General features: G+C 57.0%; 24 protein-coding genes and 1 other RNA gene. 23 read left to right on the top strand and 2 right to left on the bottom strand.

Translation table 11 applies throughout. The features are described from left to right. Positions 1–3,875, top strand: a 3,875-nt coding sequence (locus tag GC177_05270; protein ID MBI1275365.1) for a phosphoenolpyruvate carboxylase, incomplete at its 5' end; no start/stop codon positions are given. 9 nt (positions 3,876–3,884) lie between these two features. On the opposite strand, the gene GC177_05275 is transcribed toward GC177_05270, so the two are convergent. Beyond that, entirely contained in the window at positions 3,885–4,226 is a 342-nt protein-coding gene (locus GC177_05275; protein MBI1275366.1) for a hypothetical protein, read from the bottom strand. Between the two features lie 91 nt (positions 4,227–4,317). On the opposite strand from GC177_05275, the gene obgE reads away from it, so the two are divergent. Both obgE and GC177_05285 read left to right on the top strand, forming a co-directional pair. Next, positions 4,318–5,379 carry a GTPase ObgE gene (gene obgE / locus GC177_05280; protein ID MBI1275367.1) on the top strand — a complete coding sequence of 354 codons (1,062 nt, stop codon included), beginning with the start codon at positions 4,318–4,320 and terminating at the stop codon, positions 5,377–5,379. Continuing rightward, positions 5,372–6,490: a glutamate 5-kinase gene (locus tag GC177_05285; GenBank protein ID MBI1275368.1), complete on the top strand. Its 1,119-nt coding sequence runs from the start codon at positions 5,372–5,374 to the stop codon at positions 6,488–6,490. The genes obgE and GC177_05285 overlap by 8 nt, the downstream gene beginning before the upstream one ends. On the opposite strand, the gene GC177_05290 is transcribed toward GC177_05285, so the two are convergent. Continuing rightward, positions 6,487–6,942 (bottom strand): glutathione metabolism protein, encoded by a 456-nt coding sequence (locus GC177_05290; protein ID MBI1275369.1) that lies wholly within the window; start codon positions 6,940–6,942, stop codon positions 6,487–6,489. The two genes, GC177_05285 and GC177_05290, sit on opposite strands and share 4 nt — an antisense overlap. A gap of 198 nt (positions 6,943–7,140) precedes the next feature. Between GC177_05290 and GC177_05295 the strand changes: the two genes are divergently transcribed. The 20 genes from GC177_05295 (at position 7,141) to ffs (ending at position 22,317) form a co-directional block, all read left to right on the top strand. Then, entirely contained in the window at positions 7,141–7,515 is a 375-nt protein-coding gene (locus tag GC177_05295; protein ID MBI1275370.1) for a hypothetical protein, read from the top strand. Next, positions 7,457–8,833, top strand: a complete 1,377-nt coding sequence (locus GC177_05300) for a DNA packaging protein (protein ID MBI1275371.1) — start codon at positions 7,457–7,459, stop codon at positions 8,831–8,833. Before GC177_05295 ends, GC177_05300 begins: the two co-directional genes overlap by 59 nt. Positions 8,834–8,856: 23 nt before the next feature. Next, positions 8,857–10,830, top strand: a complete 1,974-nt coding sequence (locus tag GC177_05305; GenBank protein MBI1275372.1) for a hypothetical protein — start codon at positions 8,857–8,859, stop codon at positions 10,828–10,830. Next, the gene (locus GC177_05310; protein ID MBI1275373.1) at positions 10,823–11,095 is read left to right on the top strand and encodes a hypothetical protein; all 273 of its coding nucleotides are present in this window, start codon (positions 10,823–10,825) and stop codon (positions 11,093–11,095) included. The genes GC177_05305 and GC177_05310 overlap by 8 nt, the downstream gene beginning before the upstream one ends. Further along, complete coding sequence (locus GC177_05315) at positions 11,082–11,888, top strand: hypothetical protein (protein MBI1275374.1); 807 nt, start codon at positions 11,082–11,084, stop codon at positions 11,886–11,888. Before GC177_05310 ends, GC177_05315 begins: the two co-directional genes overlap by 14 nt. 96 nt (positions 11,889–11,984) lie before the next feature. Continuing rightward, positions 11,985–12,932 (top strand): head protein, encoded by a 948-nt coding sequence (locus tag GC177_05320; GenBank protein MBI1275375.1) that lies wholly within the window; start codon positions 11,985–11,987, stop codon positions 12,930–12,932. A 53-nt stretch (positions 12,933–12,985) separates the two neighbouring features. Continuing rightward, positions 12,986–13,282, top strand: a complete 297-nt coding sequence (locus GC177_05325) for a hypothetical protein (protein MBI1275376.1) — start codon at positions 12,986–12,988, stop codon at positions 13,280–13,282. 1 nt (position 13,283) lies between these two features. Next, positions 13,284–13,595, top strand: coding sequence for a hypothetical protein (locus GC177_05330; protein ID MBI1275377.1), 312 nt, complete (start codon positions 13,284–13,286; stop codon positions 13,593–13,595). Between the two features lie 10 nt (positions 13,596–13,605). After that, a complete protein-coding gene (locus tag GC177_05335) occupies positions 13,606–14,283 on the top strand; it encodes a hypothetical protein (protein ID MBI1275378.1) in 678 nt (225 codons plus the stop codon). Next, the gene (locus GC177_05340) at positions 14,270–14,893 is read left to right on the top strand and encodes a hypothetical protein (protein ID MBI1275379.1); all 624 of its coding nucleotides are present in this window, start codon (positions 14,270–14,272) and stop codon (positions 14,891–14,893) included. The genes GC177_05335 and GC177_05340 overlap by 14 nt, the downstream gene beginning before the upstream one ends. 1 nt (position 14,894) lies before the next feature. Beyond that, positions 14,895–16,346 carry a hypothetical protein gene (locus GC177_05345; GenBank protein MBI1275380.1) on the top strand — a complete coding sequence of 484 codons (1,452 nt, stop codon included), beginning with the start codon at positions 14,895–14,897 and terminating at the stop codon, positions 16,344–16,346. A 266-nt stretch (positions 16,347–16,612) separates the two neighbouring features. Beyond that, positions 16,613–16,936, top strand: a complete 324-nt coding sequence (locus GC177_05350) for a hypothetical protein (protein ID MBI1275381.1) — start codon at positions 16,613–16,615, stop codon at positions 16,934–16,936. 66 nt (positions 16,937–17,002) lie between these two features. Further along, positions 17,003–17,761, top strand: a complete 759-nt coding sequence (locus GC177_05355; protein MBI1275382.1) for a hypothetical protein — start codon at positions 17,003–17,005, stop codon at positions 17,759–17,761. A gap of 64 nt (positions 17,762–17,825) precedes the next feature. Then, positions 17,826–18,260, top strand: a complete 435-nt coding sequence (locus tag GC177_05360; protein MBI1275383.1) for a hypothetical protein — start codon at positions 17,826–17,828, stop codon at positions 18,258–18,260. Continuing rightward, complete coding sequence (locus tag GC177_05365; GenBank protein MBI1275384.1) at positions 18,257–19,216, top strand: hypothetical protein; 960 nt, start codon at positions 18,257–18,259, stop codon at positions 19,214–19,216. Before GC177_05360 ends, GC177_05365 begins: the two co-directional genes overlap by 4 nt. A 17-nt stretch (positions 19,217–19,233) precedes the next feature. Next, complete coding sequence (locus GC177_05370; protein ID MBI1275385.1) at positions 19,234–20,829, top strand: hypothetical protein; 1,596 nt, start codon at positions 19,234–19,236, stop codon at positions 20,827–20,829. 170 nt (positions 20,830–20,999) lie between these two features. Further along, positions 21,000–21,305, top strand: coding sequence for a hypothetical protein (locus GC177_05375; protein MBI1275386.1), 306 nt, complete (start codon positions 21,000–21,002; stop codon positions 21,303–21,305). Then, positions 21,302–21,754: a hypothetical protein gene (locus GC177_05380; GenBank protein MBI1275387.1), complete on the top strand. Its 453-nt coding sequence runs from the start codon at positions 21,302–21,304 to the stop codon at positions 21,752–21,754. The genes GC177_05375 and GC177_05380 overlap by 4 nt, the downstream gene beginning before the upstream one ends. Positions 21,755–21,756: 2 nt before the next feature. Beyond that, complete coding sequence (locus tag GC177_05385; GenBank protein ID MBI1275388.1) at positions 21,757–22,176, top strand: glycoside hydrolase family protein; 420 nt, start codon at positions 21,757–21,759, stop codon at positions 22,174–22,176. Positions 22,177–22,221: 45 nt separating this feature from the next. Then, positions 22,222–22,317: signal recognition particle sRNA small type (gene ffs / locus GC177_05390), an RNA gene on the top strand. The last annotated feature ends 2 nt before the right edge of the window (positions 22,318–22,319 follow it).

Raw genomic sequence — 22,319 nt, forward strand, 5'->3', positions numbered from 1 at the left:
ATAACCGTCTGGCAGGCGAGCGGTATATAAACGCCGCCAACCGTGGTGAGGGCGATGAGCTGCTGGAAGGCGTTGCACCGCATTTCCGCACGCATATTGTGATGACGGCACACCCGACGCAGAACCTTAGCAACCGCATGATGTGGCTGATTTTCGATATCCAGGACCTGATGCAGGAATATGCGGCAACCGGGCAGGTGAGCCAGCGCGTGGTTGGGCGCTACAGCGAATTAAACTCTAAAATGAAATTCGACCAGGTGCTGGATGCGCTGCTGGATCAGTTCGTCATGACCGATCTGACGCATTACTATTACGATCTTCCGGTTGACGCATGGGTGGAGACGGATGTGATTGCCCTGGATGGGCATGATTATTTCCTTAAGCCGGGCAAGGACCCGCTGGATCTGGCCAATTACACCTATTCTGACATCTATCGGGCAGGCGCGAGCAGTCTTGGTAATGCGGCATACGAGGCTGCGCAGAAGAACCAGCATGAATATTCCCTGAAGGATGCTCTGGATGCGCATCCCGAGGCTGTTATTATCCGCGAGCAGATTGCCCGGGAACTGCAGGAAAGGGATGATCAGAACCGCGCAGGCGATCGCGTTTATTATCGCGGCAAGGATTGGGTGATTCCCGACCTAGGCAAGCCCACGACCAAGCTGACGGTAAATGGTGAAGTGCGCCGTGCTGCGGATTTCGCGCTGGAAATCATCGGCGCAGTGCCCGAGCTGATGAAGCGCTATGTGCAGGCGGAGAACCGCCTTGATCAGCGATATGCTGACGATGCGCCCCAGAACAAGCAGATGGGCGGCCAGTCCTTCGCGGAGCGTTACCGGCTGTTTAATCAACAAAACCTGTATGATTTGAGCGTGTTTGACAGGCTGCTGCAGATTGACAGCTGGGCTGGTGGCGACCGCGACAACAAGGACAATGTGACGGCGGTGGAAATTGAGAAGGCTATTTACGAATATCGTGATGCCGCAACCGGGTTCTATCGCAAGTCGTTACAGGACATCATTCAGCAGGCCGGGCAATCGATGTTCCAGGCACTGAGCGGGATGGCAAACCAGGAAATCGTTTATCTTCTCACCAAAGATGACGCGTTTCAGCCGATGGCCGGGGCCATTCGCGGCAGGCTGGCGGATATTGCCGCCGAAGCCAAGACTAAAGGATTCACCACATTGGACGAGCTGCTGGAACGTTATGCGGCGGGTGAGAAGGGGTTGCCTTCGCTGGCCAATATGGTGACGGATGCCTTCATGGCCAATCTGGCTGAGTGGAAAGAAGCGGAGCTTTCGCCCATTCTTACGGACAATAAGGCTTTTGTTGAAAAGCTGGATGCATGGCGCCAATGGCTGAACCCGTATCTTCCCGAGATCGCCACGGTTCAATTGCCGAATAATGAAGGAATATACCGCATGACCACGCTGGATGCGCTGCGCGTTCAGGCGGCGAACATGCGCGGCTATGCGGCGCACCCGCAATTGCGCCAGAACCGCGACCGGCACAATGTGACGTATGACTATATGGTGGCGGAGGGCTGGCTAACGCCAGAATCACTGACCGGTGGGATTGCAGCGCTTACGGCAAGTGACCCTGATTTTGTGCGTGATGCTGAGAAGGCGGTAGGTGAATGGATTGATGCCAACCATCAGAATGATGAGAAGGCGGACATTCTGGAGAGCTTACAGCGAATTGACGGTGTGTTGCCGAAAATGGAATATCTGTTGAGGCAGCGGGAGCTGGAACCGGAATTTGCCGAACATGTGATGGCGCGATGCCTTGAAGTGAGCGATGAATATGCAAGTAATCTGCGCAGCACGGTCGCCATGTGGCTGGATGGCGTTGGACAGGAGATTGCGCAGAATAAACATGTTCCCAAAGAAAAACGTCTGGCCTATGAAACGCTTAAATCCTGCTGGCTGGCCAATGAATATCCCGGGGCGATTGAGGATTATATCATTGCGGAATGCGAAGGGATTCATGACATCCTGAAGGTGCGCCTGTTTTTACAGGCTACGGCGCATGGGGACCGGCCCGCCGTTAAAACCCACATCGTGCCGCTGTTTGAAGGCTGGAAGGAAATCATCGATAACAAGGATATCACGGGCGATATTTTCAATGAAGACTGGCTGGCGCAGCTGCTGGACCCGGTGAATGGGCAGGAAGAAAACTCCAAGGACCGCATTCACCACGCCCCGCTGGTGTATGCCATTGATCCTGAGACCAAACAATCTCACCCGGTGACGCCGAATGATATTTTAAAGGCAATGGGTATTGACAGCGAGTTTGCCACCCGTTCGCCCGGGCATGAGAAGGGTGGGCTTGGCGTGAGCGCGGATATTCTCAACCGCCCACTCGAGAAAAAGCAGACCGTGATGTATGCGGGCAGTGACTCGATCAAGAGCAGCGGTGCTTGTATTGTGCCTTTGCTTGAGCGGGCCAAAGAGCACGCTATTCTTCAGGGCCTGCGCCACGGTGTGCTGGTGCAGCTTTATGCCGGTGAGGGTGGAAGCGTATTCCGTAAGGATGGCGGCTTGCAGCAGCAGGCTACGTTTCAGGGCGTATCATTGATGTGGGAAGGGTTGCGCCAGGTTGTGGCTGATCGGGTAGAGGCCACGCAGGTAAACAACATCCTTCAATATTTCAGCGGCAACACCCGCGCCACCATGCAAAAAGGTACGGGAAAAACGCAGGAAGTGGTGATTGGCAACCAGTTGCTGCAACCCCGCGAAGGCGAGCCGCAGTGGAAGGAAATCAAGGAACGCTGCACGAATGGCGTGCATTATTACCGCAAAATATTCGGCGAGCGGGGTGTCGCAACCGATTTTGGCGAATATTTCCAGGAAGGCGCGGCACATAAACTTGTTTCCGCCGTTGGAAACCATAGCGCACGTAAAGACAGCCGCGACCGCGTGGAGCCCGCAGCCGGTGAAGTGGCCGCTGTTGAGGAAAAACCGAAGGAAGTGGTGCAAAAGCACCAGGATAGCCGTGCCATCGGTTATAACCTTGCGTTGAACGTGGCGGGCAGCTGCGCGCCGCTTTATATCGGCGTGGGGAAGGCATTGGCCGGGACTATTTCGAACAGCATGATTTCAACCATGTTTCATGGCAACCCGGATGAGATTTCGCAGGAGGATGCCTACCACGCGATGCTGGGTGGGAATCTCAACGGTCTGATTGAGCAGACGTTCAACCGCGATAACCTGGAAAAACTGGAAATTCTGACGCAGGCCTCGCCCAAATTCCAGGAAATGCTGCTGCGCAGTGCTTATGCGCTGGTGATGGCGAATTTCGATGTGGCGTGGAAAGGGCTGGGCGGGCAGCTTGACCAGCAGACGAACAAGGTTTCGTTCGATGAAGGAAAGACCTGGACCCATGTGACGAAGCTGGTGGAGCATGAGCGTGGGGCGGTGCGTCAGCTGGCTTATTTCCAACTTGAACATGCCCTGTGCCTGCCGGTGGTGCGCGCGCTTCTGCATGATTTGCGCGTTGGGCATGGCGAGGCTATTTATGAATTGAATGGTATTGCCTATCCGGGCGGGCAGATGGATTTCAATGGTGCCGAGATGTTTGACCATCTGCGCCAGGTACATCGTTCAGATTTGTATGATGAGCTTGCTCCTGGTTTGAAGGTGGAACTGGGCATTCAGATGCAGAATGCCGACCGTGCACGGGAATATCTGCTGCAATTCAAGGATGGCAAAAACCTGGCGCCGGATTCACCGAATTACCGTGATGCGCATGCCGCCTTCACGGCCTGTGTGGGGATTTTCGAACGGGCACCGGTCTATTTCCATGATGCCACGTTCAATGCGCAGGCCGTTGATGAGATGCTGCGCGGCGAGCAACTGGCGCTGACCTACAATTAAGGCGTTGCCTTATTGTGGTTCGGTGCCGGTTTTGGGCTCTTCCTGTTGAAGGGCCTCACGCCGCTTTTTCTTTTTTTCCTTTTCCTCTTTTTCTTTCTTTTTATCGGCTTCGCTTTGGTAGGTTTCGGGATTGTAGGTGTCTTTGGGGTTGTAATCCTTGGCTTTGACGGCCTTGGGGTCGTAGGCCGGGGTGGCGGTCTGGGAAGGATCGTAGGCTTTGGTGCCGGAAGTGGCGCGGTCTACTGTGCGGGCATTGGCGGAGCCATCGTATCGCTGGGTTTTCCAGGCTTCCTGGGCAAAAGCGGGTGAGGCGGCCAGGGTAAGGATAAGGGCTAGAAGGCGCAGGCGCATGGCGGGTCTCCGCAATCAGTGGGCGATTTTGCTTGAGCTAGGCTCACAGGTGTGTTGAGAGCAATAAGAACATGAAGCGATTAAAGTTTCCATGCAATTTTTAGATGAAGCAAAGATCTATGTCCAAAGTGGCGCAGGCGGTAACGGCTGCGTGAGCTTTCGGCGTGAGCGGAACCTGCCGTTTGGCGGCCCTAACGGCGGCAATGGCGGGCGTGGCGGCGATGTGATCATCGAGGCGGTGAATAACCTGAATACGCTGATCGACTACCGGTTTCAGCAGCATTTTAAAGCGGGACGCGGCGAGCATGGCATGGGTAGCGACTGCCATGGCGCGGCGGGTAAGGATTGCGTGATCAAGGTGCCGATCGGCACACAGATACTGTCTGAAGATAAGGAAGAAATCCTGGCCGATCTTCTGGAAGAGGGGCAGCGCATTGTGTTTCTGGAAGGCGGCAAGGGAGGGCTTGGCAACCTGTGCTTCAAGAGCTCGACCAACCGTGCGCCACGCATTGCCACGCCGGGCGAGGCGGCGCAGGAATTGACCATATGGCTGCGGTTGAAGCTGCTTTCGGATGCCGGGCTTATTGGGTTGCCGAATGCGGGAAAATCGACCTTTCTGGCGGCGACCAGCCGCGCACGGCCCAAGATTGCGGATTATCCGTTCACGACACTCACGCCGCAGCTGGGTGTGGTGTATGTGGGCGAGCGTGAGTTTGTGCTGGCGGATTTGCCGGGGTTGATAGAAGGGGCGCATGAAGGAATTGGCCTTGGCGACAGGTTCCTTGGCCATGCCGAACGCTGCGGCGTGTTGTTGCATCTGATTGACGGCACGGCGGAAGATGTGGTGGCGGATTACCGCGTGGTGACGCATGAGGTGGAAGCCTATGGGCATGGGCTGTATGAGAAGCCGCGATTGATTGCGTTGAATAAATGCGATGCGCTGGATGCAAAAGAAATCACCAAAAAGAAAAAGGCGCTGGAAAAAGCCAGCAAGCAGGAGGTGTGGACCATCTCCGGCGTAATGACGGACGGGTTGAAGCCGCTTTTGTTCAAGATGCTGGAAACCATAGACCAGTATCGTGAGGAGCAGAAAGTGAAGGATGCTCCCCCTGCCATGGATAACTGGGACCCGTTCGCATCTACCGATGAGTAAGGCGGCGCGTATGTTCAAGCGCATGGTGATCAAGATCGGCTCATCCACGGTGATGGGCAAGGATAAGCCGCGCGCCGAATGGCTGCATGCGCTGGCAAAGGACATTCGTGCATGCCAGCATAAGGGACAGCAGGTGGTGATAGTGTCGTCCGGCGCGGTGGCGATGGGGCGGCTGCATGCGCCCAGCTACCTGAAAGAGGGCGAGACGCTTGAGCGCAAACAGGCGCTGGCGGCCTGCGGGCAGTTTTTGCTAATGGCAGCTTATCATGAGGCCTTCGCCAAAGAAGGAATGGCCGTGGCGCAGCTGCTGCTGACACCGCAGGATAGCGATCGGCGCGCGAATTTTCTGAACGCAACCGCCACGCTGGAGGAGTTGCTTTCCGCCGGGGTGGTGCCGGTGGTGAATGAGAATGACACGGTGGCGACGGAAGATATGCGCGTGGGCGATAATGACCGGCTGGCCGCACGTGTAGCGGCGATGGCGGGAGCGGATGGGCTGGTGATTCTTTCCGATATTGATGGGTTATACGACATGAGCCCATCGAAGCCGGAGGCCCGTCATATTCCCGTGGTTGAGCGGATTACGCCGGAGATTCAATCCTATGCGGGTGGCGCGGGGAGCCAGCTCGGCACCGGCGGGATGGCGACCAAATTGCAGGCGGCCGACATGGCCATGCGCGCAGGCTGCCAGGTGATTATCATGAAGGGGCAGGCGGATGCGCCGCTCAGCCGGTTGGCGGCGGGAGAGCGACATACGGTGTTTCTGGCTGAAGGCACGGCGCTGAATGCGCATAAGCGCTGGCTGGGCGGGCAATTGAGCGTGAAAGGCAGCCTGTGGCTGGATGAAGGCGCGTTGCAGGCGCTGAAGGCAGGGAAAAGCCTGCTTCCTGTAGGGGTGACCAAGGTGGACGGGCAGTTTGAGCGAGGTGAAGCCGTGCGCATGTGTGATGCGCACGGGCATGAAATTGGCCGTGGGTTGATTAATTACAACAGTCAGGAGGCCGCAGCGATTTGCCGCATGCGTGCGGATGAGGTGTCCGCAACGCTTGGGTATTCCGCACGCAAGGCCATGGTTCAGCGTGACTACATGGTGCTGACGCTGAAGGGTTAGTAAACGACGGCTACGCTGTTATAGCCCAACTCGTGCCCGATGAATTGGTAGATGGCGAAACAGGCCGTCAGGGCGAGCGCACTGAAGGTGAGCACCATACCGACGACACGACCGGTAAAGGATGTCTTGGCTTCTTCCTTGCTTTTGTTTTCCAGCACCAGAATGCCATAGGCATGCAGGAAGCGACCGGCAAGAAGCGTCAGGCCTACAGCGTGCATGAAGAGGCGCGGGGCGCCGTTCAGCTCGATCAGCAGCATCAGGAACAGGGCGAAGGGTACGTATTCCGTGAAGTTGCCGTGCGCGCGGATGGCGCGCATGATTTCAGGATGGTCCCCATGAAGAAGCGGGATATTGTGACGGCGGCGCTTGCTGATGACGATGGCGCTCAGCACCAGAAGCATCAGCGCAAAAATGCCTGCATAAAGCGGCGTGACGAGAAGTTCGGACTCCATGGGCGGCCCTTAACAGTGGTTTAACCGACGCAATCATCCGGGGCGGGTTTTTGTCAAGAAACGAGTTGGTATTGGCTGCCGATGGGCTGGATTTTCGCGGCGGCGTTGCGGGGATGCCACAAAATTATCAAACCCCCCTGCACCAGCGTCACGCTTTATGTTATAGTTTATGTATGATGCAAAGAGATGCGACAGAGCATGGCACGTAAGGCAACATCGCGTGCCGCATCAAAGAAACCAGTCACAGTCACGATTGCCCCGGATGAGCGGGTCTGGTGGGTTTCACGCCTGAAGGGTGTGGTAGAGCGTTGCATGCAGGCAGAAACGGTGATGGACCGGAAAGGCGAATGGACGGGGCTTTATCAGTTTGACGCCTCCGCCGCCTTGAAGGGGCTGGAAATGCTCGGCAAGCATTACGGGCTGCTTCAGCCGGTTGCCGGAGGGGACGGTGCCCTGCTGGTTGAAGAAGACCGGCTGGACGATGAAATTGCGCGTTTGATAAAGGAATGTGGCTATGCCGTTGCAGGAGAAAGCACGGTTACGGGCATGCCTGCGGAAAAAATGGGAGCGTAAGCATTACCGCAAGCTGGATGCTTACCGGCCTTACGCAAAGCAGATGAGGTTTCATGAAGCCGGTGCGGATAACCGGGAACGGCTGTTCATGGCCGGTAACCAGCTCGGGAAGACCTGGGCGGGCGGTTTTGAAACAGCCATGCATGCCACGGGGCTCTATCCGGACTGGTGGCAGGGCAGGCGATTTGACCGGCCGACAACAGGCTGGGTGGCCGGGGTGACGATGGAAGCACTGCAGGGGAGCGCCATGCGTATTCTACTGGGGCGCGACGGCGATGTGGGCAGCGGGGCGGTGCCCAGGGATTCTCTGGTGGGTGATTTAGGCGGCTCTATGCTGCGGATTGCGCATGCATCGGGCGGCCAGTCGCTGATCGGGTTTAAAAGCTATAATCAGGGCCGTGAGAAATGGCAGGGCGAAACGCTGGATTGGGTATGGTTCGATGAAGAGCCGCCCCTGACCATTTATATGGAAGGATTGACGCGCACCAACGCAGCGTTGGCACGGGGAGCCGGGCTGGTGTGGATGAGCTTTACACCGCTGCTTGGCATGAGTGACGTGGTGCGGCGCTTTCTGATGACGCAACCGGAAGGTACGCATGTGACCAGCATGACGATTGAGGATGCGGGGCATTATTCGCCGGAAGAGCGGGAGGCTATATTGGCCAGTTATCCAGCGCATGAGCGGCAGGTGAGGGCTTATGGCGTGCCGGGGCTTGGGAGTGGTCGGGTTTTTCCTGTAGAGGAACGGGATGTGGGAGTGGAAAGTTTTGCCATACCGGCGCACTGGGCGCGTATCGGCGGGCTGGATTTTGGCTGGGATCACCCCACCGCGGCCGTGCAACTGGCGTGGGACCGGGATGTGGACTGCATCTATGTGACCCATGCCTACCGCTTGCGGGAGGCAACACCCGTGATGCATGCGGCAACCTTGAAAGCCTGGGGAACCAGCCTGCCATGGGCATGGCCGCATGACGGGCTGCAACACAGCAAGGACAGCGGCGAGCCGCTTGCCGCGCAATACCGGCGAAACGGTTTAAACATGCTGCCAGAGCGCGCAACATTCGAGGATGGTGGTGACGGTGTGGAAGCGGGGGTGCTTGAGATGCTGGAGCGGATGCAGACCGGCAGGCTCAAAGTGTTCTCGCATCTGGCGGACTGGTGGGAGGAGTTCAGGCTCTATCACCGCAAGGATGGGCGAATCGTGAAAGAGCGCGACGACCTTATCTGCGCCACGCGATATGCCATGATGATGCTGCGTTTTGCCGTTACCGGGCGGGCGGATGCGTTGTTGAAAACGGACACCAGCTGGGTTGTCTGACCATTGATTATCAGGAGAGATGCATGAATGACGACGAACTCGTCCATATCGTAACGCGCCATCTGGATGCGGCGAAACAGTTTGCCGGGCAGTTGCAGGGTGAGCGTGAGCAGGTGCTGGATTATTTCCTGGGCAAGCCGCTCGGCAACGAAGTGGAGGGCAGAAGCAAGGTGGTGTCCACCGATGTGGCGGAAACCATCGACTGGTTGATGCCCAGCCTGATGCGCCAGTTCACCGGTGAGAAATCCATCGTGCAGTTTCACCCGGTTGGAGATGAGGATGTGGATAGCGCCCGGCAGGTGGGGGCTTATTGCCGCCATGTGTACCAGGTGCAGAATGACGGCTTTTTAAATACGCATAGCTGGATTCAGGATGCGCTGCTGCACAAGAACGGTTACCTCAAGGTGTGGTGGGACGAGTCGGTGGAAGAGGAGCGCGAGGAATATAGCGGGCGTGAGGAAGACGAGGCGCTTCTGATTCTGTCGGACCCGGATATCCGCGTGCTGCGCCATGAATGCGTAGAGCAGGAGGATGGCCGCCTGTTGCATGACCTGGCGGTGATTCGCCGACATGATGCGAGCCAGATTCGGGTGCAGTCCCTGCCGCCGGAACATGTGCTGGTGCCGGCTGATTATCACGGTATCGGCCTGAATGAATGCCCGTTTGTGTGCCACCGGGAATACCGGACGGTGAGCGACCTGTTGATTGACGGGTATGACCGCGAAGCGGTGGAAGCCGCCGCCGAGGCGGATGGTGCGCAGGACGGCGTGACACGCGCGCGCAATCTGGAAGGGCAGACATCGCGAAGCGAGGATAAGGGCGACCCGTCCATGCGGCGCGTGTGGGTGTATGAATGTTACATCAAGGTGGATGTGAATGGCGACGGCATTGCCGAGCTTCGCCGCGTGCTGCTGGCGGGCGACAAGGCGCGTGCGCTGCTGGCCAATGATGTGGTGGATGCGGTGCCGATCATCTCGCTTACCGCGCTGCCGATGGCGCACCGGCATTATGGGCGCAGCATTGCTGAACTGGTGATGGAGCTGCAAAAGATCAAGACGGCGCTTTGGCGGCAGATGCTGGATTCGTTGTATCTTTCCAACAACCCGCGCGTGGTGGCGGATAAGCACCGGGTGAATTTGGATGACCTGATGACGGGGCGCATCGGCGGTATTGTGCGCGGCGACCCATCGGCGGTGACGATGCTCAATGTGCCCTTTGTCGGGCAGCAGGCATTGCCGGTGCTGGATTACCTTGACAGTGTGCGTGAGGAGCGAAGCGGCGTTTCCAAAACCATGCAGGGGCTGGACCCCGCCGCGCTGCGCGACCAGAGTATTTACGGCATGTCGGCCCTGATGGGAGCGGCGCAGCAGAAGATTGAGCTGATTGCCCGCGTGTTTGCCGAAACAGGCTTCAAGGAATTATTCCAGCGTATTTTTTCGCTGATTTCCAAATATGAAAGCTCGCAGCACATGGTGGAGCTGAACGGCAGACGTGTGTTGATCGACCCGCGCGCATGGCGGAAAAAACGTGACCTGACCATCAGCATCGGACTTGGGAATGTGGCGCTGGATGAGCGGCGTCAGGCGCTGGAAGCGATTGCCGCCTGGCAGGAGAAGATTGTGCAGATCCAGGGCGGTGCAATGGGTGAAAATGCCATTCTGGTGGATATCGGGTCCATTCATAATACGCTTTCCGACCTGGTGGAATGTTATGGGCTGAAGCAGGCGGGGCGTTATTTCCGTGAGCCGCTGGCGCGATTGCAGGAAATCGCACTTCAACAGCAGCTATATGCGGCACCTCCTCCTGCACCGGATGCAGCATTGCAGCTTGCGCAGGCCGATCTGGCCAGAAGGGCTCAGGAAGACCAGCGGCAGTTTGAACTGGATGTGCTGAAGCATCGCGATGAGATGCTGCTGGAGCGCGAGAAACTGCAGCTGCAGGCGGCGAAGCTTCAGGCCGCGCAACTTATGAAAGAGGATGAGAGCGCGCATGGATGAGCATCGGCTGCGCAGGGAGATTGCCAAGGGATATGAAGCGCAGTCTCTGCTTGAGCACCCACTGCTGGTGGATTGCTTCACCGGCTTGAAGAGGCGCTATCAGGATGTGTGGCTTGGCGCGCAGGAGGCTGAACAGCGGGAACAATGCTGGCATGACATGCAGGCGTTGCTGCGGCTGGAAGCGCAGCTTCAGGAATGGGTGATTTCAGCAGAGATGGCCGCACAACAACAGCAGGAAAGGGAAGCACGGAATGAGCGTGGATGACATGAAGGCAGATACGGAGAAACCGGCAGATGCCGAATTGACCATGGGTGAGGCGGCGCAGCAGATCTCTGACAAGCGCAGCCAGTCTGTTGATTCATCCGACCTTGTGGTGCGCGTGAAGCTGGATGGCGAGGAGCAGGCCGTGCCGGTGAATGAACTGGCCAAAGGCTATATGCGTCAGGCCGATTATACGAAAAAAACACAGGAACTGGCAGACAGCCGTAAAAGCCTGCAGCAGGAGCGCGATGAGATCGGCCAGTTGCGGGCGCGGGAACAGGAACGGCTTGCGGCACTTGATGCCCTGCTCGGGGATGACGGTAACGGGCTGCTTGAGGCGATGGGATTTTCATCCGATCAGCGTGCGGCGTGGCAGACGCATCGGCACCAGTTACACCAGGAAAGCGCGGCGAAAAAGCTGGATGGACTGAAGGAGCGGCTCCAGCAGGAGGCAAGGACATTGAAGGAAAAAATGCCGGAACTGGCCGATGCAGGCGCGCGTCAGGCTTTGGCAGGTTATCTGAAAACCCAAGGCTATAGCGGCGAGGAATTATCGAACCTTATCGATCATCGTGCGTTAATGGTGGCGGATAAGGCGCGACGCTATGACGAGCTGATGGCCCGTAAAGAAACGGTGCTGAAACCACAGGCAAAAGCTGCAACCTTGCAGAAGGCGCAAGGTCAAGGGTCCGCGGATAGCGCACAGGCTGAATCGCGCAAGAAAGCATTTGAAAAGCTGCGGCAAAGCGGCAGCCTGAAGGATGCGGCAAGGCTGATCGAATCCCGTTACCGATAATTTTTGCGGTCTTCACATTTGTGAACACACCGCACACACCGGCCTCTAACCGAATGGAGAGGCAGGTTTTTTGCAACCCACATTCAAGGATCAAACATGACACAACCAACCGAAACTTTTGATAGTTATGATGCCAAGGGTAACCGTGAATCCCTGCTCGACACCATCTACAACATCTCTCCGATCGATACGCCTTTCATCAGCATGGTGGCGGATGTAAGCACCGCGCGTGCCGTGAAGCATGAATGGCAGACCGACGCTTTGGCCACCGTCAATGCCGGCAATGCCCAGCTTGAAGGTGATGATGCCAGCGGCAGCGCCATTACGGCGACGACCCGTCTGGACAATACCTGCCAGATCTCCAGCAAAACCGTTATCGTATCCGGCACGCAGGAGGCGGTGGAAAAGGCAGGCCGTTCCCTGGAGTCCGCCTATCAGGTGGCAAAGGCCGGTAACGAGCTGAAGCGCGACATGGAAGCCGTGCTGGTGCGCAACCAGACGAGCTTGGCGGGCAATGCCTCCACGGCGCGAAAGCTGCGTTCGCTGGAAGCATGGTTCACTACCAATACCAGCCGCGCTTCAGGCGGTGCCAACGGGTCTACCACCCAGGCCGCGACCGATGCGACGACCGGCGCGTTGCGCGACTTCACCGAAACGCTGCTGAAAGACATGGTCGAGAAAGTGTGGACCAGTGGCGGCCGTCCGGACATCCTGATGGTCGGCTCCAAGAACAAGCAGAAGGTTTCTGCCTTTACCGGCAACAGCACCCGCATGGATACGGGCGAGGACAAACGCCTGGTGGCCGCGATCGATATTTATGAAAGCGATTTCGGCGCCATCAAGGTGGTGCCCAACCGCTTCCAGCGCGACCGCTCGGCCTTCATTCTTCAAAAAGACATGTGGGGCGTGGCTTATCTGCGACCCTTCGTGGAGAAACCGCTGGCAGATACGGGCGACCATGTGCGCAGCATGGTAATCGCCGAATATACGCTTGAAGCACGTAACGAGGCTTCCAGCGGCGTTGTGGCCGATCTGACCGCCTAACTTCATGTGCCGGTGCGGCAAGCCGCACCGGCTTTATTTTAAAGGAGACAGTTATGCGTGGTTACCAAACGCATTATAAACCCGATGTGACGCAGAAAGTGACCATTGGCGCGGCATCTGCCGCCATTACCAACGGCGTGGGCAATTACATCCAGGCAGTGCGCATTATCAGCACGACGGATTGCTTCGTGAAAATCGGCAATTCGGGCGACAGCCCTTCGGCCACGGTCAATGACATGTTTGTTAAGGCCGGCGTGCCGGAGGTCTTTACCATCGCCCCTGGTGCCAAGGTGGCGTTTATCCAATCCAGCGCTGGCGGCGCCGGTTATGTTACCGAACTGACCCAGTAACATGCGCCGTATCCTCGATGCGCATAACGGGGTGGTGAGTGAGTTTCACTTTAACCCGGCGGAAGAGCGTTTTGCCATCCGCCATGTGCAGGATGTTGATCCGCTTCTGGAGCATAATGCCAGGCTGAGGGCGGAAGGTACGGGATTTAGCGAAAGCCGTGAACTGCGCCGCGTGGCGAGCATTCCGCTGGTGCTTTATCACCGCTGGCTGAAGCAAGGCTTTGATGCGCTGCAACCGGATAATTTGCCTGAACTGAAGCGGCGGTTGCGCGGGGAATATGCCTATTTGCGAACCAGCGACGGCGGGTTTTGAAGGAGGTTTCATGGGGCGGCATATCAAGCTCGGCATCTGCATTCCCACGCGTGGGCAATGGGAGGCGGATTTCGGACAGTCGCTGGCGATGGCGGTACTGGCATTCGCTACCACCCTGCCGGAAGGGTTGCAGGCCAGCATCAAGCTTTTCAATCATCATGGCAGTATTTTGCCGACGCAGCGCACGGAGATGGTGAGAGAGGCGCTTGCCAGTGAGTGCACGCATGTGTTGTTTCTGGATGACGATATGGGGTTTCCCATGGAGACGATCATCCGTTTACTGGCGCATGACTTGCCGGTGGTGGCGGCCAATTGCGCCACCAAATGTCTGCCGCCGTTACCTACCGCGCGTTATGCGGATGGAAGCAGTTGTTATACGAGGCAAGGATCACAAGGGCTGGAGCCGGTCGCCGTTGTCGGCACAGGAATTTTGCTGGCGAAGGCGGATGTGTTTCGCGCCATCGCCGAGCCCTGGTTTACCATCGGCTGGAATGCCGAAACGGGCAGGTATACGGGTGAGGACTGGTTTTTCTGCCAGCGTTTGGCGGAGCACGGCATTCCCATTTATGTGGACCATGACGTGAGCCGAGAGGTGCGGCACTGCGGCAGGCTGGATTATGTGCACCCGATGATCCCGGCTTATTACGAGACAGCTAACACAGCAGGAGAGGCGCATGCCGATCATTGACAATTACACGAATTTGCTGACCGAGGTGGAAAGCGAATTTTCACGAAGCGATTTGAGCGGGCGGATTCCCCGTGCGGTTCAGGCAGCCGAAGCTCGTATGAACCGGGAATTGAGGCTGCTGGATATGGAAAGCCTGGCGAGCCTTACCACCACCCCGAATCAGGCGACGATCGACCTGCCGCAGGGCAGCCGCCATGTGCGGCAGGCATGGCTGGATGGCAGCCCCGCACGGCTTGGGTTGGTGAGCCTGACGCAATTGGTGGAAACACAGATTGCCGGCTGCCATGGGCGGCCCATCATGATGGCCGTTGAGCGCGATAAGCTGCGGCTGGCACCCGTGCCGGACGGCGAATATGACATTCAGCTGATTCATACGCTGGCCGTTACGCCATTGACCGAAGCGGCTCCTACCAACTGGCTGCTTGAGAAGCATCCGGACGCTTATTTGTACGGCACCTGTTCCGCCGTGGCGGCACAACTGCAGAACCCGGATGCGATGGCCTATTACGACAGCATGTTCAGCCGCGTGCTGGATGCGATGCGGCAGGAGGATGAGCTGCGCCGGGTGCCGAGTTCCTCGTTGGTGATACGTTCCGAGGGTAGGTGCTGACATGATGCAGGATATTGCGTTTGGGCCGTGGCTGCCCGATATGCCGGGCTATGCCAATCCTGGGCTGGTGGAGGCCAAGAACCTTGTGCCGGAAATGAACGGTTATGCCCCCTGGTGTGAGCCGGTTGAGATTGGCGAGGCGTTGCCGGATGACTGTCTGGGAGCGGTGGCTCTGTATGATAGCGAAGGCAACCCGCATTTATTCGCCGGGACCGCGACCCGATTGTACAAACGGAATGCCGGTGCATGGCAGGATGTGACGCGGCCAGGCATGCCTTATAACCTAGGGACGGAGCAGGGCTGGCAGTTTGTGCAATATGGCGACCGCGTGCTGGCAGCGAACGGCGCCGACCCTGTTCAGAGTTTCCTCATCGGCACCGATGCTCATTTCGATGAGGTTGATGCGTATGCGCCCGCGGCACAACATCTTGCCGTGATCAATAACTTTATCATGGCCGGGCATACAGCCGAGGCTGGTAATCTGGTGCAATGGAGCGGCCTTGATGCGCCTACAAGCTGGGAGAGGTCGGCTGCAACGCAGGCGGATTTCCAGCGACTTGAGAATGAAGGCGGTGCAGTGCAGGCGGTGATCGGCCACCAGAATTACGGTATCATTCTGCAGGAATATGCCATTGTGCGTATGGAATATGTCGGCCCACCGGAAATTTTCACCTTCGCCGAGGTAGAGCGCCGCCGCGGAGCATTGACGGGAAGCGCCGTGACCAATGTGGGGCAGGATATTTATTACCTTGCCGAGGACGGGTTCTACCGTTTTGACGGCGTGCGTTCCCTGCCGATAGGAGAGGGGCGGGTCAATCAATGGTTTTTCGATCTGATCGACCGGAATTACCTGCATCGCATTCAGGCATGCGCGGACCCTGTGCGGCCGCTGGTGATCTGGAGCTTTCCGGAGAAAGGACAAAACGGCCTCGCCAACCGGCTGCTGGTGTACCACACGCAGCAGGACCGGTGGAGCTGGATAGAACTGGAGAGCGAAACGCTGTTGCCCTTATTCGGCGACAGTTACCGTCTGGAAGATCTGGATGCGATTGCGGCCAGCCTTGAAACCCTGCCCTATCCGCTGGACAGCCGCGTGTGGCAGGGTAAGGACCGGCAGCTGGCATTTTTTACCACCAGTCACCGGCTTGCCAATTTCAATGGTGAAGCATTGCAGGCGACCTTGCTGACGGGGGATATTATCGCCGGAGAGCAGTCCTTTCTGCTGCAAGGTGTGATGCCGGCCGTAACGGGTGGGGATGTGAGTGTTCGCGTGGGCGGGCGGGCCTATGCGCGCGGGCCACTAGTATTAGGCGGCGCTACGGCCATCAATAACTATGGGTGGTGTGACAGCCTGACACATGGGTGCAGTCATGCGGTGGAGCTTACCCTTTCAGGCGATTGGGAAAAGGCGACAGGTATGCGTGTAGGCCTCATACCTGCTGGCAAATATTAAAACGCTTGTTTTAAAGATTAAGATTTGTTATGCCTTTCTCATCGTTTGGGAGGCGATACAATGAATATAAATCAAGCGGTTCAAGCCGTATCCGGCGTATTTAATGCATCTGATTTTAACCTTACACAACAGGCGCTTAGGGCGCAGCTGCAGAGTTTTGCAGAGCTGGTGAACAGTGTAGTGCGGCAGCCAGAGGCATCCGGCCGCACTGTTTAATTTAACCTATTATTTAACAAAGGCTTGCCGCCAGACGGCAAGCCTTTTTTATGGGCAAAACCATGCGAGCTCCATTAAACTCCCGCCTGGGAGAAGATTATGTGCGCGAACTGGCCGATGCGATCAATCGCATCAGTGCCGGAAAAATAAGAGCCGGGGGAGAGGTTTCTCTTCAGCCGGGCGCCACCAGCACGGTGGTTGCTGACCCGCGCTGCGGTACAAAAAGCGTTATCCTGTTAAGCCCCAGAAGTGCCAGCGCAGCCATAGCGACCCAAGCGGTTTATACCGCCATTGTCACCAACGGCGCTTTTACACTGGCGCATGACAGCCAGCCGGTGAATGACCGTTTGTTTGATTATGTGATTCTTGGTTAACGCTACCTGCGTGGTTGCGTTTCCCATGCAGATGGATAGATTGCTCCTATCATTCAGGAGTGTTTTATGCGTGCTTATGTAACCCGTTCGTTTGTTTCCCGCTTTGCCGCCGCTGCTCTTTGCATCGGCATGCTGAGTGCCTGTACGGACCGGGATGAGGCCGCAAAAGCAAAGCTGGCCGAAGCCAAGGTTCACATGGATACGGGGATTAAGGCGACGACCTATGCCGAGAAAGCTAAGGCATATGAGCAGGCCAACCTGCTGCTGGAAGATATCCAGAAACATTTTGCCAGCACGCCCACGGCGAAAGCGCTGGCGGAAGGCCAGGTGGTGGATGGCGTGAATCCGAAAGAAGTGGCCAACCAGTTGGCCATTGCCGCGCCGCGTGCCGTAAAGGAAGTGCAGAAGCAAGCGAACCTGCTGGATTTTGACCAGGAAAGCGCTGTGGTGAAAAGCTTCTTCGTTCAGGAAGGCGAATGCCATGACGAGCCGCAGCGGGTTCAATGCCTGGGCTATTCCACGCAAATTTCCGCCAAGGTTCTTGGAAATGGAAAGACGACTGATGCGGTGGTGGTGGATATCAAAAAAGGTGGCGACAAGCCCAGCGAGACAGCGTTTGAAGGCGAGTTTCTAAAAGTTTACCGTATTGATGCGGCCAAGTTTGACGCATTGATGAAAAGCATTTCCTCCGGCCTGGAAAGCAGCTTCATTCAAGACAGCCTGCGTATTTCCGGCGTAACGGCGCAGCCGGACCCCAAGCAGCCGATTTACCGTGTGGTGATTCGGTCGGAAGATGCCAAGACGGCCAAAGCGCCGACGGAATGATGCGATTTACATAGATTTGAAAGGGCGCCTCCGGCGCCCTTTTTTATTGCCCGAAAGCCAGCCCATGCATTCGTGTTACCGCTTTACCGGTGTGCGCCAGGACGAGCTTGATCGCTGGTGGCCAGAGGTTGAGCCCTTATTGCAGCGGACGTTCGCGCGGGCGGAGATATGCGAGCCCATGAAGGATGTGCTGGCGGCGCTCAGGCAGCGTGACGCGCAGTTATGGATTGAGCTGGATGGCGGGGAGCGTGTGACGGGAGCGGCCGTGACACGGTTGATCCGTTATCCGTCCAGCTTGCATGTGCAGGTGCAATATGGCGCAGGCTGCCTTCAACCACGGTGGTGCGGCTGGTTGAAATGCATTGAGGATTGGGGACGGCAGCATGGCTGTGACGCCGTTGACGTGATGGGGCGTAAAGGCTGGGAAAAGGTCTTTGCCGGGGTGGGATACAGCCATGCTTATTCAGTGATTAGAAAAACATTCACCAAGGAGGAATGATGGTGCGGGTATGGACAAAACTGGTGCTGGATGCAGAGGGCAATTGGGTTGCCGATGCATGCCAGCATGAGGAGCATGAGGGAGATATTGCCGAATGCAAGGGAGCAACGGGCGGCACAACAACTGTGCAGCAGGCCGACCCGTGGGTGGGGCAGCAGTCTTATCTGAAATACGGGTTTCAACAGGCGGCGCAGCTTTACAATAACAAGAATCTCTGGCCGCAATATTATTCGGGCAATACGGTTGCGTCGCTGTCTCCTGATACACAGGCGGCCATTTATATGACACAGCAGCGCGCCATGAACGGAAGCCCCCTGCAAAGTGCTGCGCAAAACCAGATGCTGCAAACCATTAGCGGTCAATATCTCAATCAGAATCCTTATCTTAACAAGGCTATTGATTCGGCCTTAAGCCCTGTGATGCGCCAATACAGGGATGCAGTGCTGCCTGGTGTTGATGCGCAATTTTCGCGCAGCGGACGTTATGGAAGCAACGCCTATGATACCAGCCGGGCGCGCAGTGAATCGGAGCTGGCAACGGCTCTTGGCAATATTGCCAATGATATGGCCTATCAGAATTACCGGGATGAACGGAATAACCAGAACGCAGCCACCTTGGCTGCGCCGGCTTTTGCCCAGGCCGATTACAATGATTCACAACGCCTGGCCGCGGCGGGTGCGATTCAGGATAACCAGGCGCAGGCCGTTCTGGACAGCAAGATGAACCAATATAACTACAACGCCAACCTGCCGAAACAAATGCTGGCCGATTATATGGCGCTGATCCAGGGAAATTACGGCAGCAGCAGCAGCAGCGTGACAACGCCCAGCAAACCTAACCCGCTTGCGCAGGGTATCAACGGCGCACTGACGGGATTGTCCCTGGGGTCCATGATTCCTGGGATCGGTTCGGTGCTGGGTGCCGGCCTTGGTGGGTTGTTCGGTCTTGTAATGTAACAGTAAAGGAATCACAGATGTCAGGAATCAAAGACTGGTCAAGCAATCCGGCCAATAATATCGCAGGGCCGCCCTATGGATGGCCGGAGGGCATGGCACCGAGCGCGGTGAATAACTGCGCGCGTCAGATGATGGCCGATATTCGCACCTGGTATGCCGATTCGCAATGGGTGAATCTGGGGCATGAGCCGAGTTATCTGAGCGCGAACAGCTTTGCCCTGGCGGGAGATGTGACGGGTATTTATCATAAAGGCCGACGCGTGCGGCTGACGGATAACGGGGCCGACCTTTATGCCACTATTGCCGACAGTGGGTATGGCAGCCCCAATACAACGGTAACCGTTGATCTATCCAGCCTGACTTCAAACCTGACGGCGGTTGCGCTGGGTGCATTGAGCGCGCTGAACGCGAGCGTTCCGAGTAATATCGTCAACCGGGCGGCGGATGGTGCCGCCGGGCAGCCTGCCTATGCGTTTTATAACGATGAGAACACGGGGATTTACCGCAGCGCAGCCGACCGTCTGGATGTGGCGACGGGCGGTGTTCAGCGCCTCAGCGTGTTGCAGGGGCTGGTGGTGGACGTGAATGAAGCCGACCCTGGAAATGGCAATGCCGTTATCAATGACGCCCGGATCAAATCATTGAATGGGGGGCCCCTGGCAGGGTTTCGCAATACCATCATCAACGGGGCTTTTGACATATGGCAGCGGGGAACGAGTTTCGGCAGCAATGGATTCGTCGCCGACCGCTGGCAGTTTAATTATGGTTCCGGAGGGGCAGCCACCGTATCACGCTCGGCATTTTCTCCGGGAGAAAGTGTGGGAGATGGCACCCAGCCGCTTTATTCGCTGCAATGGAACCAGACCACGGGTGGTACCGGCAACTATCTTATGCAGCCTATCGAGAATGTGCGCCTGTTGAGCGGCCAGCAGGTGACGGTGTCGTTTTACGCGCGCACCGTGTCCGGCTCGATGACGCTGAGCTGTTTTTTGCGTCAATGTTTTGGTACCGGCGGGAGCCCATCTTCCAATAACGATTCCAGCACACAAACAGCAGGATTGACTACAAACTGGCAGCGATTTCGCCTTACCTGGACGCTGGATTCCATCAGCGGGAAAACCATGGGAAGCAATGCCAATGACTATCTGGGCTTGATCTTCAGCGGGCCTTCGGGTTCCACCTTTAACCTGCTGCTGTGGGGTGTGCAGCTTGAGAGAGGACCTTTTGCCACGCCGTTTGAAGGAAGGCAGATGGCAACCGAGCTAGGGCTTTGTCAGCGTTACTTCTGGAAAAGCTTTCGAGCCAGCGTGACCCCTGCGCAGAATACGGGCAGGGAAGGCGCAATCATGCTGACCGCCACCGGCACCACCACCAACCTTTCCGTATGCGCCCAAGTGCGGCTGCCGGTGCCCATGCGGGCATTGCCTAGCATCACCACCTACAATCCCCAGGCCAGCAACGCCAACTGGCGGAATGTGGGCGCCGGAACCGACCTGGCCGTTATTGTGGATAGTAACAACCTGAGTGAGCAGAGCTTTGTGCTGTATAATAACGCAGCCTCTGTCGACAATGCGCTTTACAGCATTCATGCCACGGCCAATGCGGAATATTAGGAGGAAGTAATGGAAATACAGACGGTGGAAACAGCCGGTGAAGGCCAGATACGGGTAAGCTGGCTGGATGGCGATGTGAGCTATGCGCCTTATCCGGGCGGTACGGAACATGCGCGCCTGGTGGATGAATGGGTGGCGGCGGGCGGCGTTATCCAATGATGGGGGCACCCTTGAAGACCCAGCCTTACCGGCAGGGGTGGATATTGGATAAGCATATTCCGGTGGCGGTGGTGCTGACCATTCTGGTGCAAACGGGAAGTGTCATCTGGTGGGGGGCGCGGCTGGACAGCCATGTCTCCAACCATGAGGCACGTATTTCCCAGCTGGAAAAAACCTCTCAGGAGCGGCTGCTTATCTATGAGCGGATTGTCAGGCTGGAGGCACAGCAGGAAAGCACTTCCCGCCAGCTGGTGAGGCTGGAAGATACGCTTGGAAGGCTCGAGGGAAAGATTGATAGGTTGAAAGGCAGATCATGATCATTACGTTATTTGCCAGTTTGCTTGGCTTTATCGGCAGCGTGGTGCCGGAATGCTTCAAGATGTTTCAGGACAAGCGCGACCGTGCGCATGAGCTGGAAATTCTGAGGCTGCAGTTCGAGCAGCAGAAGCTGGGGCTGAGTCAACGCATGGAAGAGGTGCGGCTGCAGCTGGACAGTGAAGCGACAAAGGCTATCTATGGTACCTACACGATTGGTGTGAAATGGGTGGATGCGTTGAATGGCACGGTGCGACCCATTCTGGCTTATGCGTTTTTTGCCCTGTATGCGGCCGTCAAGCTTTTGCAGTGGGTGCAGTTTCAAATAATTGTGGCGAGTGCGTTTGAAATGGCCGGGTTGCTCTGGAGCGCCGAAGATCAGGCTATTTTTGCCGCCATTATCAGCTTTTATTTCGGCCACCGTGCCATGCAGCAGCGGGCCAAAGCGTGAGCATGGATCTAACGGGTTTTATCAAGCGGCATGAAGGGTTTTCGGATAGGCCGTATCTCTGCCCGGCGGGTTATACCACGATCGGCTGGGGACACCTTATAAGACGAGACGAGCATATCGACAGTCCGATATCGTCTGAAGATGCTGAGCGATTGCTGGCACAGGATATAGACCAGGCCCGGATGGCGGTGTTGAGGCTTGTTCAATGGCCGTTAAGCGACAACCAGCAGGGGGCGCTTGTCAGTTTTACGTTTAATCTCGGGGCTGGGGCGTTACAGCGCTCGACCCTGCGGCGCAAGCTGAACCGGGGGGAAGTTGCTGCCGTGCCGGATGAGCTGAGGCGCTGGGTATATGCCGGGGGGCGCAAGCTGCCCGGTCTGATGATTCGCCGGGAGGCGGAGGTGAGGCTTTTTATGGCCTGAGCAAAGGTTAAGCTTGCTTAATTTTGGGGAGGGCCCATAATCAGAGGTGGCTGACGGCGGGCGTAGCCCCCGCCAACCCGGCCAGGTCGGAAACGAAGCAACCGTAACGGGTTAGCTGCGGGTCGCCGCTCAGCCACTCCTAT

It is taken from the genome of bacterium (genome assembly GCA_016124905.1).
Classification (GTDB): Bacteria; Pseudomonadota; Alphaproteobacteria; order Rickettsiales; family RI-342; genus RI-342.

Coding starts and splice junctions, on each gene's coding strand:
- GC177_05335 (MBI1275378.1), top strand. CDS start 13,606: ATGGGGCGGCATATCAAGCTCGGCATCTGCATTCCCACGCGTGGGCAA.
- GC177_05350 (MBI1275381.1), top strand. CDS start 16,613: ATGGGCAAAACCATGCGAGCTCCATTAAACTCCCGCCTGGGAGAAGAT.
- GC177_05290 (MBI1275369.1), bottom strand. CDS start 6,942: ATGGAGTCCGAACTTCTCGTCACGCCGCTTTATGCAGGCATTTTTGCG.
- GC177_05305 (MBI1275372.1), top strand. CDS start 8,857: ATGAATGACGACGAACTCGTCCATATCGTAACGCGCCATCTGGATGCG.
- GC177_05355 (MBI1275382.1), top strand. CDS start 17,003: ATGCGTGCTTATGTAACCCGTTCGTTTGTTTCCCGCTTTGCCGCCGCT.
- GC177_05370 (MBI1275385.1), top strand. CDS start 19,234: ATGTCAGGAATCAAAGACTGGTCAAGCAATCCGGCCAATAATATCGCA.
- GC177_05385 (MBI1275388.1), top strand. CDS start 21,757: ATGGATCTAACGGGTTTTATCAAGCGGCATGAAGGGTTTTCGGATAGG.
- GC177_05325 (MBI1275376.1), top strand. CDS start 12,986: ATGCGTGGTTACCAAACGCATTATAAACCCGATGTGACGCAGAAAGTG.
- GC177_05310 (MBI1275373.1), top strand. CDS start 10,823: ATGGATGAGCATCGGCTGCGCAGGGAGATTGCCAAGGGATATGAAGCG.
- GC177_05365 (MBI1275384.1), top strand. CDS start 18,257: ATGATGGTGCGGGTATGGACAAAACTGGTGCTGGATGCAGAGGGCAAT.
- GC177_05275 (MBI1275366.1), bottom strand. CDS start 4,226: ATGCGCCTGCGCCTTCTAGCCCTTATCCTTACCCTGGCCGCCTCACCC.
- GC177_05340 (MBI1275379.1), top strand. CDS start 14,270: ATGCCGATCATTGACAATTACACGAATTTGCTGACCGAGGTGGAAAGC.
- GC177_05345 (MBI1275380.1), top strand. CDS start 14,895: ATGATGCAGGATATTGCGTTTGGGCCGTGGCTGCCCGATATGCCGGGC.
- GC177_05315 (MBI1275374.1), top strand. CDS start 11,082: ATGAGCGTGGATGACATGAAGGCAGATACGGAGAAACCGGCAGATGCC.
- GC177_05330 (MBI1275377.1), top strand. CDS start 13,284: ATGCGCCGTATCCTCGATGCGCATAACGGGGTGGTGAGTGAGTTTCAC.
- obgE (MBI1275367.1), top strand. CDS start 4,318: ATGCAATTTTTAGATGAAGCAAAGATCTATGTCCAAAGTGGCGCAGGC.
- GC177_05320 (MBI1275375.1), top strand. CDS start 11,985: ATGACACAACCAACCGAAACTTTTGATAGTTATGATGCCAAGGGTAAC.
- GC177_05300 (MBI1275371.1), top strand. CDS start 7,457: ATGCCGTTGCAGGAGAAAGCACGGTTACGGGCATGCCTGCGGAAAAAA.
- GC177_05360 (MBI1275383.1), top strand. CDS start 17,826: ATGCATTCGTGTTACCGCTTTACCGGTGTGCGCCAGGACGAGCTTGAT.
- GC177_05295 (MBI1275370.1), top strand. CDS start 7,141: ATGGCACGTAAGGCAACATCGCGTGCCGCATCAAAGAAACCAGTCACA.
- GC177_05380 (MBI1275387.1), top strand. CDS start 21,302: ATGATCATTACGTTATTTGCCAGTTTGCTTGGCTTTATCGGCAGCGTG.
- GC177_05285 (MBI1275368.1), top strand. CDS start 5,372: ATGAGTAAGGCGGCGCGTATGTTCAAGCGCATGGTGATCAAGATCGGC.